The organism is Brevibacillus fortis (assembly GCF_003013395.1).
In the GTDB taxonomy this organism is placed as follows: Bacteria; Bacillota; Bacilli; order Brevibacillales; family Brevibacillaceae; genus Brevibacillus; species Brevibacillus fortis.
In genome coordinates this window covers 14,352-30,407 of sequence record NZ_PXZM01000023.1, presented here as the reverse complement: position 1 = coordinate 30,407, position 16,056 = coordinate 14,352, and the positions used below count along the sequence as shown (strand labels likewise).

The window sequence follows — 16,056 nt, the reverse complement described above, 5'->3', positions numbered from 1 at the left end:
CTCAACCCTCCATCGACACGCTCCTGCGCTCCTCCACGACTTCATCCGCGATGATTTGCCCGTCACGAAACCGGACGATCCTCTTGGCATACTCCGCAATATCAGGTTCGTGTGTCACCAAAATAACCGTTTTGCCCGCATCGTTCAGCTTTTGAAAGATACCCATGATCTCTTCACTCGTCTTCGTGTCCAACGCTCCTGTCGGCTCATCTGCCAGCAGGATGACCGGATCATTGACGAGAGCTCGTGCGATCGACACGCGTTGCTGCTGCCCACCTGACAGCTCATTGGGCTTGTTGTTCAATCGCTCTGCCAGTCCGACACTCGATAATGCCCGAATAGCTTTTTCTCTTCGTTCCCGTGCAGGCGTCCCTCCATATAAAAGAGGCAGCTCTACATTTTCAACCGCAGTCGTACGTGGTAACAGATTGAAATTTTGAAAAACAAAACCGATTTTCTGATTGCGGATGATCGCCAATTCATCGTCATGTGCTTGTGATACAGGATAGCCGTCTAAATAAAATTCTCCCGAGGTGGGCTTATCCAGACAGCCAATCACATTCATCATGGAAGACTTGCCTGAACCGGAGGGCCCCATGATTGCCACGAAGTCCCCTTCCTCAATCGACAAGCTGACACCTCTGAGCGCATAAATCTCCTGATCTCCGATTACGTACTGTTTTTTCAGCTCTTCTATTTGAATGACCTGTTTCATCTGCCTACCGTCCCCTTATCTGGACGCCCATTCCGCCGAATCCCGGCATACCGCCGCCCATCCGATTTCCATTTTGACCAGTAGCCGATGGGCTCTGTGTATTCACGAGGATGACGACACGCTCTCCTTCTGAAAGCCCCTCCGTCACCTCTACCTGATCAGCAGTGAAGTACCCCATTTTGATCGGAACAAATTTATACGGCAGATTCGCTCTGCCCTCTCTGCCTCCACTGCGGTTATTCGCTTGCTTTACCTCAGCCTGATTCCCTTCAGCTCCTTCACCAGCTTGTTGTGCAGCAGCATCCCTTAGCACATACACGCCATCCTTGCCATTTTGCGTTTGCAGCGCTTGCGCTGGTACCACGAGCACATTTTTATGAGTTCCTCGTTCGATCTCGACGTTCATTGTCATCCCGATCTTCAATTTGTTATCCTGGTTTGCCACAGACAAAAGCACATCGTAGGTGGTGACGCCAGCGTCGGTTTTCGCTTCTGGATAAATCAGCTTTACTTTTCCATGGAACGTCTCGTCCGCATATGAACTCGTCGTAAACGCCACAGGCAAGCCTTCCTGCACTTTTCCGATGTCACTCTGGCTAATCTGTGCCAATACCTCTAAATCTCCGCTATTCGAATTATCCATGATAATGAAATCATTGCCGGGTATTTCGCCTACATTGCCATTCACCTGGACGATCACTCCGTCCATCGGTGCTTTCAAGGTGACAGCCCTCAGTGCCTTTTGTGCCTGTTGCAGCCCCGCTTTTGCCTGTTCCACCGCTGCTTTGGCCGATAAAACGGTGGCGGCATCAGGACCTTCATTCGCTTCCTGTAACGCTTCTTGGGCTGTTTGATACGCAGCAAGCGCCTGTTCTACCTTCACACCGGCCTGCCCCGTCGTCTGTCCGGCTGTCAATACCGCCGAGTTGTAATCGCGCTGGGCCTGATCCAGCGACGACTGGGCACTGTCGAATTCACTCTTGGCAATCGCACCTGCCGCAAACAATGTCTGCTGGGAAGTGTACGTCTTCTTAGCACTCTCCAGGTTTGCTTTTGCCTTCTCCACGTCATTCGTCGCTTTTTTCCCGTCAATGTTTTGCTTTGCCAGCTCCCACTCGTTCTTGGCCTGATTGACTGCGGCTTGCAAAGAAGTGATTTCAGCGGGACTCTTGCGCTTTTGTGCCTCCTGTAGCTTGGCTTGCGCCGATAAAAGATTCGCTTCCGCATTGGTCACCTGGATTCTCGCTACAGAATCGTCCATCGTCGCCAGAACTTGTCCTGCCTTCACGGCATCACCCACGCCGACCTGAATGGTAGAGATCGCATCCTTGGCTTCCTCTGCATCAGAAAACGAGAGAGACGAGCGCTTGGAGGCCTGGACAGTGCCTGACGCCTGCACGACTTCTGAGATGTCTCCCCTTATTACCGTCTCGACTTGAAAAGCGGCCTGCGCCGCTTGTGGGATAAAAACGGACTGGTAGCCGAATATCCCCCCTGAAATGACCACGGTCCCAACAGCCAATACTCCAACCAACCACTTTTTCTTGTTGCCTCCTACCTTCGAAAACAACGCTCGCTTTTTCTCCGTGTAAGTCACGCTCAGTCCTCCTGCCGTCTACTTGAATGAAGTCTTGTCTTTTGGTTGCGACCACTATACGTAACGAATACGTCAGGGAAAAGTCAGATTTGGACACAAAAAAACGACCGGAGTAAACCAGGTCGTTTTTTGATCATGCATCTATTATTTGCGCAAAACCAACGTAAAGGTGCTGCCTGACGCCGTACTCTCAGTTAGGGTCAGCATGCCTCCTAACGCTTGGGCAATCATTCTACTAAAAGACAAGCCAAGCCCCAGCCCACGGACGATGTGCTTCTTGTCCTCGCCTCGGTAGAATCGTTCAAAAATCAAAGACTGTTCTTCTAGCGGTATCCCACGTCCGTTGTCCTTCACGTCAATCCGAATCTCTTCTGCTGCTGCAGATAGTGACACGACAATCCGCCCCTCCGATTCCATCGCTTGTGCTGCATTGTTTAGTAGATTGTACATGATTTGCTGCACACGCAGCGGGTCGGTTTCTATCAAGATCGGTTCAGACGTATATTCGATGTGCAAGCTGAGCTTCTCTTCTTCCTGCACAATTTTCCATTGGTGCGTAATTTCCCGGATCAGCTCCTGCATGTTTTGGGGTTGACGACGAATGCGAATATCCCCCACAGCAAAAGAGTTAAAATCGAGCAAATCCTCTACCATCTTTTGCAGACGTGTCGTTTCCTTCGTACAAATATCCAAAAACTCCTTGGCCTCTTCTCCGCTGACAACCTCTTCCCTCACGGCTTGCACCAGCCCGCTGATGGACGTAACAGGTGTTTTGAGCTCATGGGTCACGCCTGCCAGTAGCTCGGTACGCATCATTTCCAGCTGCTTCAATCTGTTTGCCATTTCTTCAAAGGAATGGATCAGTTCATACACTTCTTGTTCACGCTTGCTTTTATCCAAGTGAATATCGTAGTTCCCCAGCACGATTTGCTTAGCAGCGTCTGCCACATCCTTAATCGGCTGTGAGAGCTTTTTTGTCAGCAAATAAATGACGAGCCACCCAAGCAAGCCGAGGCCGAGAAGCATGATCGCGAGCAACTGGAATTCCGTCATACCTCGTATCACCTGTTTTTGTGGGGTGAACAACATGACCCAGCCAACCACTCGCTCATCAACCTCAATGCCCTCCTTCACGAAAAGCACTTCGTCCCCCCGCGCTAGCTCAAACTGTGACAGGCTGTCATCCGCTTCCACCAACTCAGGCGCGATGCGCTTTAGTTCCCCAGAAAAAGGACCTGGAACGCCAAATACAGGTTGCTTGTGTTCATCTAAAATCACCATAATTGGCTTGTAATTGACTCCAAGTGACTCCTGACGACTGTCCACAATCCGAAACAAGAACGGAGCCATCTCTACCTTGCCTTCCGCATCAACGACCCGATCCGCAACTTCCGCTGCCATCAGTCTCATAAAATCAAGGCGTTTTTGTGTCTCGCTATAAGAAATCCAGTAGCTAGATGCAATCCCGATCACAAAAAGGCCGATACACAATGTGATCAAGTATCGAGTTGTCCAATACCGAAACAAAGAGGTGCGTTTTTTCTCACTCATATACACACAGCTTGTAGCCCAAGCCACGATAGGTACGGATTTCCCCTTCGGATGTCGGCCAATTCTCCAAGGATCGCCGGATGCGTTTGATCGCGAGGTCTACTGCGCGGTCACTTCCCTCGTAATCCATCCCCCACACCTGCTCGATGAGCTGTTCTCTGGTGAACGTCTGGTTTTTGTACTGTGCCAAAAAAAGAAACAGGCACAAGTCCTTTGGCGTGAACGCCAGTTCGATGCCGTGCAGCATGACAGAATACGCCTTGAAGTCGACTTTCAGACTGCCAAACTGCTTCCCATGACTGCCTTCTAGCAATTGTTTCGAGCGACGTAATACCGCATGTACGCGAGCGACCACTTCGTCTGCGATAAAGGGCTTGGTGATATAGTCGTCGGCGCCTTTGTTCAAGCCCGCCAGCTTGTTATCGATTTGTCCCAACGCTGTCAGCATGATGACAGGACACGAGCTTTTCGCCCGAATATATTCGAGAATACTCCATCCGCTTCTACCAGGCAGCATCACATCCAGCAAGACGAGCGTAGGATTAGTTGAATCAAATTTCCGTTCTGCTTCCTCACCGTTAAATGCCTGTTCGACCCGAAAGTTGTTTTTTTCCAAATACGCTTTCAATACCCGAGAGATGGGTAACTCGTCTTCCACGATTAAGATGTTTTGCATTCTTCGTACTCTCTCCCCTCTGCTCGGACTATCTCCCCATTAGCGTAGGACATGAATATGTCAAGCAGATGTCTGGAAGGAAGCATACTTTATCAGTAAAATAAAGAGAACGTAAAAGCAATTAAGGAGGTTTTCTCATGAAACGCTTGAGCGCGGAAGAAAAAAACGGCTTGTATAAGGCCATTAGCAACCGTCGCGATATTCGTAGCTTTCGCCAAGATCCTGTCGCCCCGGAAAAACTTGCCATGATCTTGGCTGCTGCCCACCATGCGCCCTCTGTCGGATTCATGCAGCCTTGGAATTTTGTCCTAGTGGAAGACGACGCAACCAAACAAGCTCTCGCAGAATGTGCGGATAAAGAACGCCGGGCACTTGCCATCCACTATGAAGGAACAGGAAGAGAATCGACCTTTTTAGAGTTGAAAATTCAAGGGATCAAGGAAGCACCCGTCACTATCTGTGTCACTTGTGATCCTACTCGTGGCGGAGACCATGTACTCGGACGCAATTCCATCCCGGAAACAGATATTATGTCTGTCAGCTGTGCAATCCAAAACATGTGGCTGGCTGCATACGCAGAAGATTTGGCGATGGGCTGGGTCAGCTTTTACAAGAAGGCAGACGTACGTCGTATCTTGAACATCCCGCCACATATCGATCCTGTCGCATTGCTGTCGATTGGCTACACAGATCATTATCCGGAACGTCCGCTCTTGGAGCTGCACCAATGGAGACAACGCGAGGACTTGCAACAATTGATTTATCGAGAGCAGTGGGGAAACAAAGCGTAAACCTTGATCCTATACGAAAGAAAGGGCGCAGCAGTAGCGGCACCCTTTTTTTCTTCCAAAAAAAAGACCGCCTGATTAACAGGCAGCCTAAGAGAAGTAGAGGGGGTAGTACGTGATTCACGGTATATTCCTGACGTGCCCGACCACGAAGAAGGTTTCACAATCGACACGACTCACGAACATGGAACTAGCAAAATGGGAAATTTCACCTGACGCCAAGCCCTTCCTCTATGCCCGAATATACCTAGCAATCCGAATCGAATTAGTTACGTGGACGCGTCCGATTTGTCGGAATGGCAGCTAGCGGATCATCCGGCCAATAATGTTTGGGATAACGGCCCTTCAAATCTTTTTTCACTTCAAAATACGCATGTGCCCAAAAGCTCGCCAAGTCCCGTGTCACTTGTACTGGGCGATGAGCTGGAGAAAGCAGGTGCAGTGTCAGTGGTACTCTGCCTTTGCCTATTCGCGGAGAATCTTGCCACCCAAACAGCTCCTGTAGCCGGACGGAAAGCACCGGTGCGGCTGGATCGCTGTAATCAACAGGAATTTTGGAACCGCTCGGGACAATCACATGAGTCGGAGCGTATTCGTCCAATTGTCTGCGTTGCTCCCATGAGAGCATACTTTCCAGAATCGTCGTCACTGATAGCGACTGCAGGTCTTCCTTTCTTTTGAAACCATACACATGGGGAGCGAGCCATTCCTCCAAGGAAGCAAGCAGTGCCTCTTCATCCACATTCGGCCAGCCTTCCTCCAGACGGGCCATAAACATCAAACGCTCCCGATACTGTCTCGCCTGCCGATTCCACGGCAAAATCTCCAATCCTTCTTCTTTTATCCCTTCCAAGAACGCTGTTAACATCGTGTCTGGCGAAGCCTCCGCAGGTGAATCCGCTAACAAGATCGCTCCCAACCGCTTTTGCTTGCGACTGCGAACTGCCCCTGCTGTATGCTCCCACCATACGTTCATTCGCTCGGTAATCTGCATCGCACAGTCATTCAACAGCTCGCTTTCTTCCACGTTAGCCGCCAGTAATATCCGACTGTCTGCACCGTGGTCATCGAGTTCTGCTGCCACAATATACGGTGAAGCAGCTAGTGGTTGCTGTACAGAAAAAGCCGCCCCACGCCCATTGCGAAGCAAATAACGTCCATCTGCCCTTCGCTGGGCAATCCGGTCTGGATACGCAAACGCCAGCAGTCTTCCCGTCGTTTCTGTACGAGTGGAAGTGTTATTAGGCTTGTTTACCCATACCCGTTTGAAATGCGCCGCCTCATTCCAGAGTCTTCTGCATGCCCCTACATCAATCGGAAGCTCCACTGCACTACTCTGTTTGTTGGCTACCTGACGAAGCAGTTCAACACGCGTGCGCATATCCGCATCTGCTGACGCTTGGCGCCCCCGCACAATATCTCGTTCTTCCAAGAGGACAGCCAGCTCGCAAGCCAGTTCACCTTCCCCCAGCTCATTTGCTTTCTGAATCATGTGCCCTAACCTCGGATGCACACCCATCCCAGCCAGTACTCGTCCATGTGGTGTAATCTGCTTCCGCTCATCTAATGCTCCCAGCTGAAACAGGAGCTCTTGAGCCTGCGCCATCGCTGCCTTCGGCGGGGAATTCAGCCAATCCAGCTCTTCCGGCGCCCCGACTCCCCACAGAGCCAGCTCCAAAGCGAGCACAGTCAGATCCGCTTCCATGATCTCAGGTGCCTGCTGTGGAATGAGCATGCGATCCTCTTGCTCGGTCCATAGTCGATAGCAGACCCCGGGTGCAAGCCGTCCAGCCCTTCCTCGGCGTTGATCAGCCGATGCCTTCGATACCTTTGCTGTCTCAAGCCTCGTCATCCCTGTTCGTGGAGAGAATCGCGGGACTCGTTTTAATCCACTATCAATCACGATGCGAACCCCCTCGACAGTTAGGCTCGTCTCGGCAATAGAGGTAGCGAGGACAATTTTGCGCTCGCCTGTTTTCCCAGGCTGGATCGCTTTATCTTGTTCCTCCTGCGACAAATTTCCGTAAAGAGGCGCAATCCGGATATTCGAGACTACACCGCTTTGTTCGAGCAAATCTTGCACTCGGTGAATTTCTTTGGCTCCAGGTAAAAAGACGAGCAAATCGCCCTCTTCTTTTCTCATCGCTTGGAAGATCAACTGGACAACCGCTTCCTCCAGACGTCCCTCCATCGGGGTGGTCAAAAAGTACGTCTCCACTGGAAACATCCTGCCTTTACTACTGACTACGGGAGCATTCCCCATCAAGGCTGACACAGGCTCGGCGTCGAGCGTAGCGGACATCACGAGAATTCGCAGGTCTTCCCGGAACAAGCTTTGTGCCTGTAGACTAAGGGCTAGCCCTAAATCCGCGTGCAAATTCCGTTCGTGGAACTCGTCGAAAATAACAAGACCGACATCTGACAGCTCCGGATCATCCTGTAGCATTCTCGTTAAAATCCCTTCTGTAATCACTTCAATCCGCGTTCCTGCACCTACCCTTGATTCACGCTTGACCCGATATCCGACCGTTTGTCCAACTTCTTCACCCAGCAAGGCAGCCATGTAGGCAGCAGCTTGGCGTGCTGCCAGTCGGCGTGGGACCAGCATCACAATTTTGCGATTATGTAACCAAGCTTCCTCACGCAATGCCAGTGGTACCCGCGTCGTCTTCCCCGCACCCGGAGCAGCGACCAACACTGCGTTTGTCTCTTTGCGCAGCGTGTTTACCAGCTCTGGCAATATTTCATCTATTGGCAATGCATTCATGTTTTCACCTCATACGAGCAATCATCCTTACCATCATACACGATACTACGGTACAGGATGAGTACGGATCACATTAGGATGAATTTTGTAAACGAAAATGACTGAATACTCATTCAATAGTATAATGATTCCATCACGATGGGAGGTGTACGGTATGATCCACATTCATCACCACGAAGACGTAACATGTCTGGAAGGGATTGTTCGCGTAGGGGATTGGGAATCAGCGATTTATGTTTATGTAACGGATGGCATGCTGGTTGATACTGGCCCGAAAGTCCTCGAGCAAGCTCTCATTCACAGGTTCCATGAAGCCTCTTTTGATTCCGTTGTATTGACGCATAGCCACGAAGACCATGTCGGTACCGCCTCGTGGATTGCCCAGCACAAGCAGGTTCCTCTGTTGATTCACGAAAAAGGACTAGACATTTGCTCCCAAAAAGCACAGTACCCTTTCTACCGTAAGATTACTTGGGGGATTCGCGATCCGTTTGTGGCCCAACCTTTGGGTGACGTCCATCACTCCCGCTCCCTCGAATGGAAAGTGCTTTATTCACCCGGCCATGCCCATGACCATGTAGCCTTGCTGGACGAAAGTACTGGTCGCTTGTTCTGCGGCGATCTTTTCATGGGTGTGAAAACGAAGGTCATTTTACGAGAAGAATCGATCCCCACCTTGATGAATTCCCTTCGTGCGGTGCTCACTTATGACTTCCAGTCGATCTTTTGCGCTCATTCGGGATATCATCCGGATGGGAAAACACGCTTGCAGCAAAAGCTGGAGCATTTGGAGAATCTCTCTGGAGAAATCCTGCATCTGTATAGCCAAGGGTTATCCTCCCAAGAAATAAACACTCGCATGTTTCCATCAAAACCGCTGATCATCGCGGCTTCTACTGGTGAGTTTGACTCCCTGCATATCGTCACATCTGTTCTTGCAGAACACCTTCCTTTTCCAGCACCGGATAGTATACTAGAAGGATAATCTTTACAATTTCATTGAAAAAAGAGAGGAGAGTATTATGAAAGTCATCACGGTGTTACTTGCAATCATTCTGGGGTTATCTGGCATTTATCCTGCGGCTGCTCATGCTGCACCGAAATTTACCGATGTCGATCCGAAGAAATACGGCTGGGCCATGAATTCGATCTCCTTCATGGTAGATAAGGGTGTGGTGAGTGGTTATCCAGATGGCCGCTTCCAGCCTGACAGATTGGTCGACAAAGCAGAAATGACCGTCATGATCTATCGCCTGTTTGATCGTTACAGACCGTACAAGGCAAATCAAAAGACAGACTATAGCAATTACCATATAGACAAATTTGCCGACGTGCCCAAAAATCACTGGGCGTACACGGAGATCAGCTCGATCGTCACAAGAGACTGGTGGAACGCTGTAACCTATTCGTCCGCTGGCTACATATTTTTCCCGGACACGAAACTAAATCGAATTGGGGCTGCAAACGTCCTGCCCGTCTTCATGTTACATAACCAAGACATTCCAGCTACAGACGTCTTACAAATCCTTTCTGCCATACGGGATATTCCCATCATTCTGAGTCCGTATTCATTTGGCCCAAACTCGCCTGAAGATTTTTTCCAAGAAGATGGTCGATACAGCGAAGATGGGAAAGACCAGACAAACATCCTTTATCCGCTTCTCTTTGGCCAAGATGGCAATGAAATATTGTTTACGGATGACTACAGCGGAATCATGGCAACCAACCTCGCTCTCTTGCAAAAAACAGGAATCATGACTGCATGGAACGGCAAGTTTGAGGGTAGAGAAATGCTGACTCGCGCAGAGGCTGTCACCATTTTGCACCGATTTTATAACCATTTGAAGCAAACAGGGACACTCCATCAATACTCGAGCAAGTAAAAAACCCTGAGGAAAGGAACGAAATGAGATGGCGATCAAAAAGCTGGAGCATGTGGGTTTGATGGTAAAAGATTTGGAGGCCTCTATTGCTTTTTACACCGAAGTGATTGGGATGGAGCTCAAAGGAAAGCTCGCGCATACCAACGGGATCATTACCCTTGCTTTTCTTGGATTTCCGGGAAGCACAGAGACAGAACTGGAGCTCATTCATGGATATAACGATTCGCTGCCGGTCGAGGGCAAGGTCCACCACCTAGCGTTTGCTGTGGACAACCTGGAAGCTGAAATCGAACGCTTGAAGCAGCTGCATGTATCCTTTATTGATCAGGAAATAACCACACTGCCGAACGGCTCGCGCTATATGTTTTTCAAAGGTCCGGATGGAGAGTGGCTGGAGCTGTTTGAAAGCACAAGAACGTAGAGGGAAAAGATTCAACTTTTCCTTCTACGCCCCCTCTTCTTCTATTCTACTCTACCTTGATCTCTTTTCTACGTCCCATATACCAATGATAAAACCCTTCCGCTAACTCTATCGGTACATCTGTTACCCCTTTATGACTCACTGGTTTAGCACGATTGGTCGTTTTGATGGAAGCGAGACCTAGCTGCTTTTGAAGTAGGTCTCTTTTGACGTTGACCTCTATGATCTTCTCTCGTTTTGACACAAATAAAGTCGTGGTTAGGCTCCCTGTTTGGAACTGAATGAAGTGATCATTCAATGTGTATCGCGTGTTATAAAATTCAATGACCTCGAAGACCAGGACGAACAGCGTCAAAGCAATGGAGATGACCCACCACGCTTGCTCCCACCCCCAAATATTCGGCTGGAAGTAGTAAAGCGCACCTGTGCCTATGATCCAAATCCAGCTCGATCTGACCAAGCGAGCCCATAACGATTTTTGGGGGAGACTCGTCATTTCTTCCGTCACTTCATACGCAGGCAATATTTCTGCAATCATCTCATACGCACGCTTGACCGGTAAAAATGGATAGAGCGAGCTGACATCCTGTTTATCCTTATCCGAATCACTATCCCCGCCGACAACCGTCAGCTTGACTTCAGCGAGACCCAACATGCGCTTTAACAAGGATTGCTTGATTTTAATCGCTTGCACTCTCTCTTTTGCGATCGAAAAAGCTGTTTCTTCTATGACCCCTTTGGCAATGTAAATCCGCTCGTGATCCGACGAAATCTCATATTTTCCATAACGAATATAGGTCGTGACCATGCCGAATACGATGGATAGGACGAGAAGTCCCACGGCTGTCAGCGTGATCAGTGTCCACGAGCTCGTAATAAACGAAAAAATTCCTTCTACCTGCTCCTCCACGTCGATATATTCGGTGAGCTTGAAATACGCCCATACAAGTAACGAAATCATCCCGAGGAAGCTGAGAGAAGTGAAGGAAGCCTTGATAATCTCTTTTTTCGTTGGCGTAAAGTGAACCATTCGCTCAGGAGTGGTATACGACGTACCGATTTCCTCCGAAGAGGACTTGTCTCCTTCTTTCCCTTCCACTTCAAGCTCTCTTTCGAATCGCACTGCATGTTTCGTGTAGGCCTCTAGTCGATCCGCTTCGTTTACAGAAATCACCGCGAATTCCACGGTAGAATCATCGCCAACCATCCCTGTCTCAAACCGGATGGAAGTCACTTTAAAAATCCGGTGCAGCAACGTCGTGTGTCGATTGACGTTTTGGATTTTGGTAAATGGGATCGTTTGCTTTTTCTTCGTAAAAATTCCTTCGTAAAGATGGAAAGACGTATCATCCAGCCTATACTTGTACGAAACCCATTTCAAAACCAGATAGACCTGCATCCCTCCTACATAGATGTAAAAAACAATTCTCCCGTACATAATGAATGCGTTGGTCGAGTCATAATTGAACACAAACAGAATGAGCGCAGGAAAAAACAGATGCTTTACCTGGAGGATGAGATCAAAAAGGATATTTAGTGGATGGTATCGTTTTGCTTCCATCACTACTCCACTTCCTTTAATTTTGCATAGTGAGCAATCTGTTCTCTTAATTGAGAAGCAACATCCCCCGGCAGTCCTGGAATTTCGTGCGAGGAGCCCATTGTTTTTATCGAGATGGTGTACAGCCCGTACTTTCGTAAAATCGGTCCTTGTTTTGTGGAGACTGCTTGGATTTTCGTCATGGGGACAAGGAAATGTCTCTCCATGATCACCCCGAATTTCAGTTGCAAGAAATCCTCGTCGATATCATACCGCCAGCTTTTATATAAAAAATACGGCTCGACAAAAGACCAAATCGTCGCGATCACACCGATAACGAGCAATCCATGCAGACCCCATCCGATCCATTCCTTCCATGCAAAACGATCATCTAGATAATAGAGGACGGCCAAAATAACAATCCCGATCACAGCCGTAATCCCCTCGGTAATAAGCTGTACCTTGAACGCATCCTTGGACAAGCATTTTTGCGGTGCGCTAATTGGAGATGGCATATCATCACTCCTGTATGTTTATTACGCTGTCAATTCGCTCCTTACTTCATACGTAAAACAATCCGCCCGGTTTCTACGGACGAATCGTCAATTTTCCATGCAGCAAACGAATACTCTTATGCCGTTCGAATCATACTAAATGATGGAGAAAATGGCTTGTAAAAATTATCACATTATAATCATTATAAAAAACTTGACTTACTGAATCATTTATTAAATAATAATCATTGTAAATTATATTCAAGCATGCCTCGTTAAGCATGTTTTGAATATGTACTATACAAATAACCAATAAAGGAGCTAACACTATGTCACTCATCGGAACTGAAGTATTGCCTTTTAAAGCACAAGCATTCCAAAAAGGTAAATTCCTCGAAGTAACAGAAGCAAACTTCAAAGGTCAATGGAGCGTAGTTTGCTTCTACCCAGCAGACTTCACTTTCGTTTGCCCTACTGAACTCGAAGATCTGCAAAACCAATATGCAACTTTGAAAGAACTCGGTGTTGAAGTTTACTCCGTTTCTACAGATACTCACTTCACTCATAAAGCATGGCACGCAAGCTCTGAAGCAATCGGTAAAGTAGAATACATCATGATCGGCGATCCTTCCCATGTAATCTCCCGCAACTTCGATGTATTGATCGAAGCTGAAGGTCTGGCAGATCGCGGTACATTCATCATCGACCCAGACGGTGTCGTGCAAGCTGTTGAGATTACTGCAGGTGGCATTGGCCGTGATGCAAGTGCTCTGATCAACAAAATCAAAGCAGCACAATATGTTCGCAACAATCCAGGTGAAGTTTGCCCAGCAAAATGGCAAGAAGGTGGCAAAACACTGAAACCAAGCCTTGATCTCGTAGGCAAAATTTAAGGTGTGATATAAAATGGCCCTTGACCAAGAAATCAAAGCGCAACTAGAACAATATCTCGAGCTCTTGGAAGGCGATATTGTGCTCAAAGTCAGTGCAGGCACCGATGAGGCATCTTCCGAGATGCTTGCACTGATTGATGAGCTAGCTAGCATGTCTTTGCGGATCAATGTGGAGAAAGCAGAATTAACTCGCACACCTAGCTTTAGCGTAAACCGTGTCGGTGAAGATACTGGCGTCGTTTTTGCTGGTACTCCACTGGGCCACGAATTTACCTCTTTGGTATTGGCTCTCTTGCAAGTTAGCGGAAGAGCTCCAAAGGTTGAGCAAAGTGTCATTGATCAAATCAAAGACATTCGTGGTGAATATAAGTTCGAATCTTACATCAGCTTGAGTTGCCATAATTGTCCAGATGTAGTCCAAGCTCTGAACTTGATGAGTATCTTCAATCCTGGTATTTCTCATACGATGATTGATGGTGCAGTATTCAAAGACGAAGTAGAAAGCAAAAACGTGATGGCTGTGCCAAGCGTTTTCCTCAATGGTGAATTTTTCGAAAGCGGCCGTATGACTGTGGAAGAAATTCTTGCCAAGCTGGGTTCTGCTCCGGACGCGTCTGAGTTTGACAATAAAGACCCTTATGATGTGCTTGTTGTGGGCGGTGGCCCAGCAGGTGCAAGTGCGGCGATTTATGCAGCACGCAAAGGGATTCGTACTGGTCTCGTTGCTGAACGCCTTGGCGGTCAAGTCAATGACACATTGGGCATTGAGAACTTCATCAGTGTGAAATACATTGAGGGGCCTCAGCTCGCAGCCAACCTCGAGAAGCAAGTGAAAGAGTATGGCATTGATATCATGAAGCTGCAACGTGCCAAGCGTTTAGAGAAGAAGGATCTGATCGAAATTGAACTTGAAAACGGCGCTGTTCTGAAGAGTAAGACAGTCATCTTGTCGACAGGTGCGCGTTGGCGGAATCTGGGTGTACCAGGTGAAGCAGAGTTCAAGAACAAGGGTGTAGCCTATTGCCCTCATTGCGACGGTCCTTTGTTCACAGGCAAAGATGTTGCAGTTGTTGGCGGCGGTAATTCAGGTGTGGAAGCAGCGATTGATCTCGCAGGTATTGTGAAACATGTAACGGTTCTGGAATTCTCGCCAGAACTGAAGGCTGACGCAGTATTGCAAGATCGTCTCTACAGTCTGCCGAATGTCACCGTACTCAAAAACGTTCAAACAAAAGAAATTACGGGTACTGATAAAGTAAACGGTATTTCTTACATCGAACGTGAGACAGGTGAAACCAAGCATGTTGAATTGCAAGGTGTGTTTGTACAGATCGGTCTGGTACCAAATACGGATTGGTTGGGCGACACGATTGAGCGCACTCGCTTTGGTGAGATCGTGGTAGACAGCCATGGTTCTACAAACATCCCTGGTGTTTTTGCTGCCGGGGATTGCACGAATAGTGCTTATAAACAGATCATCATTTCGATGGGATCTGGTGCTACTGCGGCATTGGGAGCTTTCGACTATCTCATCCGCAACTAATAACAAAGCCACTCCTCTTCAAGGGAGTGGCTTTATCATTCTACACGTTATTGGTTACCCACATTGATAAAGGGAGTAGCTCCTCCCGTTACGTTTGGCAGCTTTCCATCCCATTTGCGGATCGCTTCGAGTTGCGCCTCAATCTGTCGGAGCTGAATCAGCTCAGGCGTAACCTCTTGCTTTTGCAGACGCAGTGCTTGTGCCTGTGCTTCCGCTCTCGTAATTTCCTGCTCTTTCTCGATCTTGATCCGCTCCAGATCCAGCTTGGATTTGAGCGCTTGCTGCTCGGCCACCTGCTTGGATTCAATGGCGCGGTTGAATTCATCACTAAAGGTAAACTCGCGAATATTGATTTCGTCGAGGATGATGTTATACGTTGCCAGCTTTGTATGCAGGACTTCTTTTACCTTTTGGCTAACCTCTGAACGCTTGGATACCAGTTCTTCTGCTGTGTATTGAGCGGTCACGGCTTTAAATGCTTCGGCAATGGCAGGATCAACAATTCGGCTATTGTACTCCAACCCCACTTGCTGATACAGTTTATTGACATTTTCAGCATCCAAATGATGATTAACAGCAATCGTCGTGGATACGGTTTGCAGGTCACGCGAAGCGGAAGTCTGGCTCATTTCTGATTTTTGCACCCGCACTTCCATCGGGACCACGGTTTGGATGAACGGAATTTTAAAATGCATGCCCTCTTGCAGCACTTTTGGCTGCACCGCTCCCAGTTGCAGCACAACCCCACTATGCCCTGCGGAAATAATCGTAAAAGATTGCGTGCCAAGCAAGACCAACACGACCAGTATCACAATCGTTGCGATCAGCTTTCCCCCAGCTTGAAAGGGACTCATTTTTACAACATTTTTGTCGCTCATACTTGTCCTCCCTCTATCTGTATATGCTCATTCATTTATACGAAGGAGTAGGCTCTAAGTTTCAAGAAATTTATGAAAAATACTTGTCATGAGCGTTCTGCTTTCGAAGCTTCTAAAAGAACGTGCGCCATACGCTCTGCCTCGATTCTGCATAGCTCAAATTCGACTTCACCAGATACATGCGAAATCAATTGGATAACTTCTTCACACCTATGATTGCATATTAAAAACTGCCCCCACCGCACTTCCGAACGTGGTACCTTGCGGGCGGAAAAACCGCTCTGAAAGCCACCAAGACTCATGTCATTGC

At 48.2% G+C, this 16,056-nt stretch carries 15 protein-coding genes; 6 read left to right on the top strand and 9 right to left on the bottom strand.

All coding sequences use genetic code 11. The features are described 5' to 3' along the window. Position 1 precedes the first annotated feature (1 nt). The 4 genes from C7R93_RS14350 to C7R93_RS14335 all read right to left on the bottom strand — a co-directional run bounded on the left by C7R93_RS14350 (position 2) and on the right by C7R93_RS14335 (position 4,539). Positions 2-715, bottom strand: coding sequence for an ABC transporter ATP-binding protein (locus tag C7R93_RS14350; protein WP_106839449.1), 714 nt, complete (start codon positions 713-715; stop codon positions 2-4). Between the two features lie 4 nt (positions 716-719). After that, entirely contained in the window at positions 720-2,312 is a 1,593-nt protein-coding gene (locus C7R93_RS14345) for an efflux RND transporter periplasmic adaptor subunit (protein WP_106839448.1), read from the bottom strand. A gap of 144 nt (positions 2,313-2,456) precedes the next feature. Beyond that, entirely contained in the window at positions 2,457-3,890 is a 1,434-nt protein-coding gene (locus C7R93_RS14340; RefSeq protein WP_106839447.1) for a HAMP domain-containing sensor histidine kinase, read from the bottom strand. Further along, positions 3,856-4,539 carry a response regulator transcription factor gene (locus C7R93_RS14335; protein ID WP_106839446.1) on the bottom strand — a complete coding sequence of 228 codons (684 nt, stop codon included), beginning with the start codon at positions 4,537-4,539 and terminating at the stop codon, positions 3,856-3,858. The genes C7R93_RS14340 and C7R93_RS14335 overlap by 35 nt, the downstream gene beginning before the upstream one ends. 137 nt (positions 4,540-4,676) lie before the next feature. On the opposite strand from C7R93_RS14335, the gene bluB reads away from it, so the two are divergent. Further along, positions 4,677-5,330, top strand: coding sequence for a 5,6-dimethylbenzimidazole synthase (gene bluB / locus C7R93_RS14330; protein WP_106839445.1), 654 nt, complete (start codon positions 4,677-4,679; stop codon positions 5,328-5,330). Positions 5,331-5,592: 262 nt separating this feature from the next. Here the strand turns inward: bluB and hrpB are convergent, their stop codons facing one another. After that, the gene (hrpB, locus tag C7R93_RS14325; RefSeq protein ID WP_106839444.1) at positions 5,593-8,094 is read right to left on the bottom strand and encodes an ATP-dependent helicase HrpB; all 2,502 of its coding nucleotides are present in this window, start codon (positions 8,092-8,094) and stop codon (positions 5,593-5,595) included. 154 nt (positions 8,095-8,248) lie between these two features. Between hrpB and C7R93_RS14320 the strand changes: the two genes are divergently transcribed. The 3 genes from C7R93_RS14320 to C7R93_RS14310 are packed head-to-tail and all read left to right on the top strand — an operon-like array spanning position 8,249 to position 10,398. Continuing rightward, positions 8,249-9,079 carry an MBL fold metallo-hydrolase gene (locus tag C7R93_RS14320; protein WP_106839443.1) on the top strand — a complete coding sequence of 277 codons (831 nt, stop codon included), beginning with the start codon at positions 8,249-8,251 and terminating at the stop codon, positions 9,077-9,079. A 37-nt stretch (positions 9,080-9,116) separates the two neighbouring features. Then, entirely contained in the window at positions 9,117-9,977 is an 861-nt protein-coding gene (locus C7R93_RS14315; protein WP_106839442.1) for an S-layer homology domain-containing protein, read from the top strand. Between the two features lie 28 nt (positions 9,978-10,005). Beyond that, positions 10,006-10,398: a VOC family protein gene (locus C7R93_RS14310; RefSeq protein WP_106839441.1), complete on the top strand. Its 393-nt coding sequence runs from the start codon at positions 10,006-10,008 to the stop codon at positions 10,396-10,398. A gap of 46 nt (positions 10,399-10,444) precedes the next feature. Here C7R93_RS14310 and C7R93_RS14305 read toward each other — a convergent pair whose 3' ends face one another. Both C7R93_RS14305 and C7R93_RS14300 read right to left on the bottom strand, forming a co-directional pair. Continuing rightward, positions 10,445-11,959: a PH domain-containing protein gene (locus C7R93_RS14305; protein WP_244191544.1), complete on the bottom strand. Its 1,515-nt coding sequence runs from the start codon at positions 11,957-11,959 to the stop codon at positions 10,445-10,447. 2 nt (positions 11,960-11,961) lie between these two features. Further along, positions 11,962-12,453, bottom strand: a complete 492-nt coding sequence (locus C7R93_RS14300) for a PH domain-containing protein (protein ID WP_106839439.1) — start codon at positions 12,451-12,453, stop codon at positions 11,962-11,964. Between the two features lie 308 nt (positions 12,454-12,761). Between C7R93_RS14300 and ahpC the strand changes: the two genes are divergently transcribed. Together ahpC and ahpF are read left to right on the top strand one after the other, a co-directional pair. Beyond that, on the top strand, positions 12,762-13,325 hold the full coding sequence (gene ahpC / locus C7R93_RS14295; protein ID WP_106832905.1) for an alkyl hydroperoxide reductase subunit C: 564 nt from the start codon (positions 12,762-12,764) through the stop codon (positions 13,323-13,325). A gap of 13 nt (positions 13,326-13,338) precedes the next feature. After that, positions 13,339-14,868: an alkyl hydroperoxide reductase subunit F gene (gene ahpF / locus C7R93_RS14290; RefSeq protein ID WP_106839438.1), complete on the top strand. Its 1,530-nt coding sequence runs from the start codon at positions 13,339-13,341 to the stop codon at positions 14,866-14,868. A gap of 47 nt (positions 14,869-14,915) precedes the next feature. Here ahpF and C7R93_RS14285 read toward each other — a convergent pair whose 3' ends face one another. Continuing rightward, positions 14,916-15,746: a prohibitin family protein gene (locus C7R93_RS14285; RefSeq protein WP_106839437.1), complete on the bottom strand. Its 831-nt coding sequence runs from the start codon at positions 15,744-15,746 to the stop codon at positions 14,916-14,918. 86 nt (positions 15,747-15,832) lie between these two features. After that, a complete protein-coding gene (locus C7R93_RS31025) occupies positions 15,833-16,048 on the bottom strand; it encodes a hypothetical protein (protein WP_106839436.1) in 216 nt (71 codons plus the stop codon). Between the last annotated feature and the right edge of the window lie 8 nt (positions 16,049-16,056).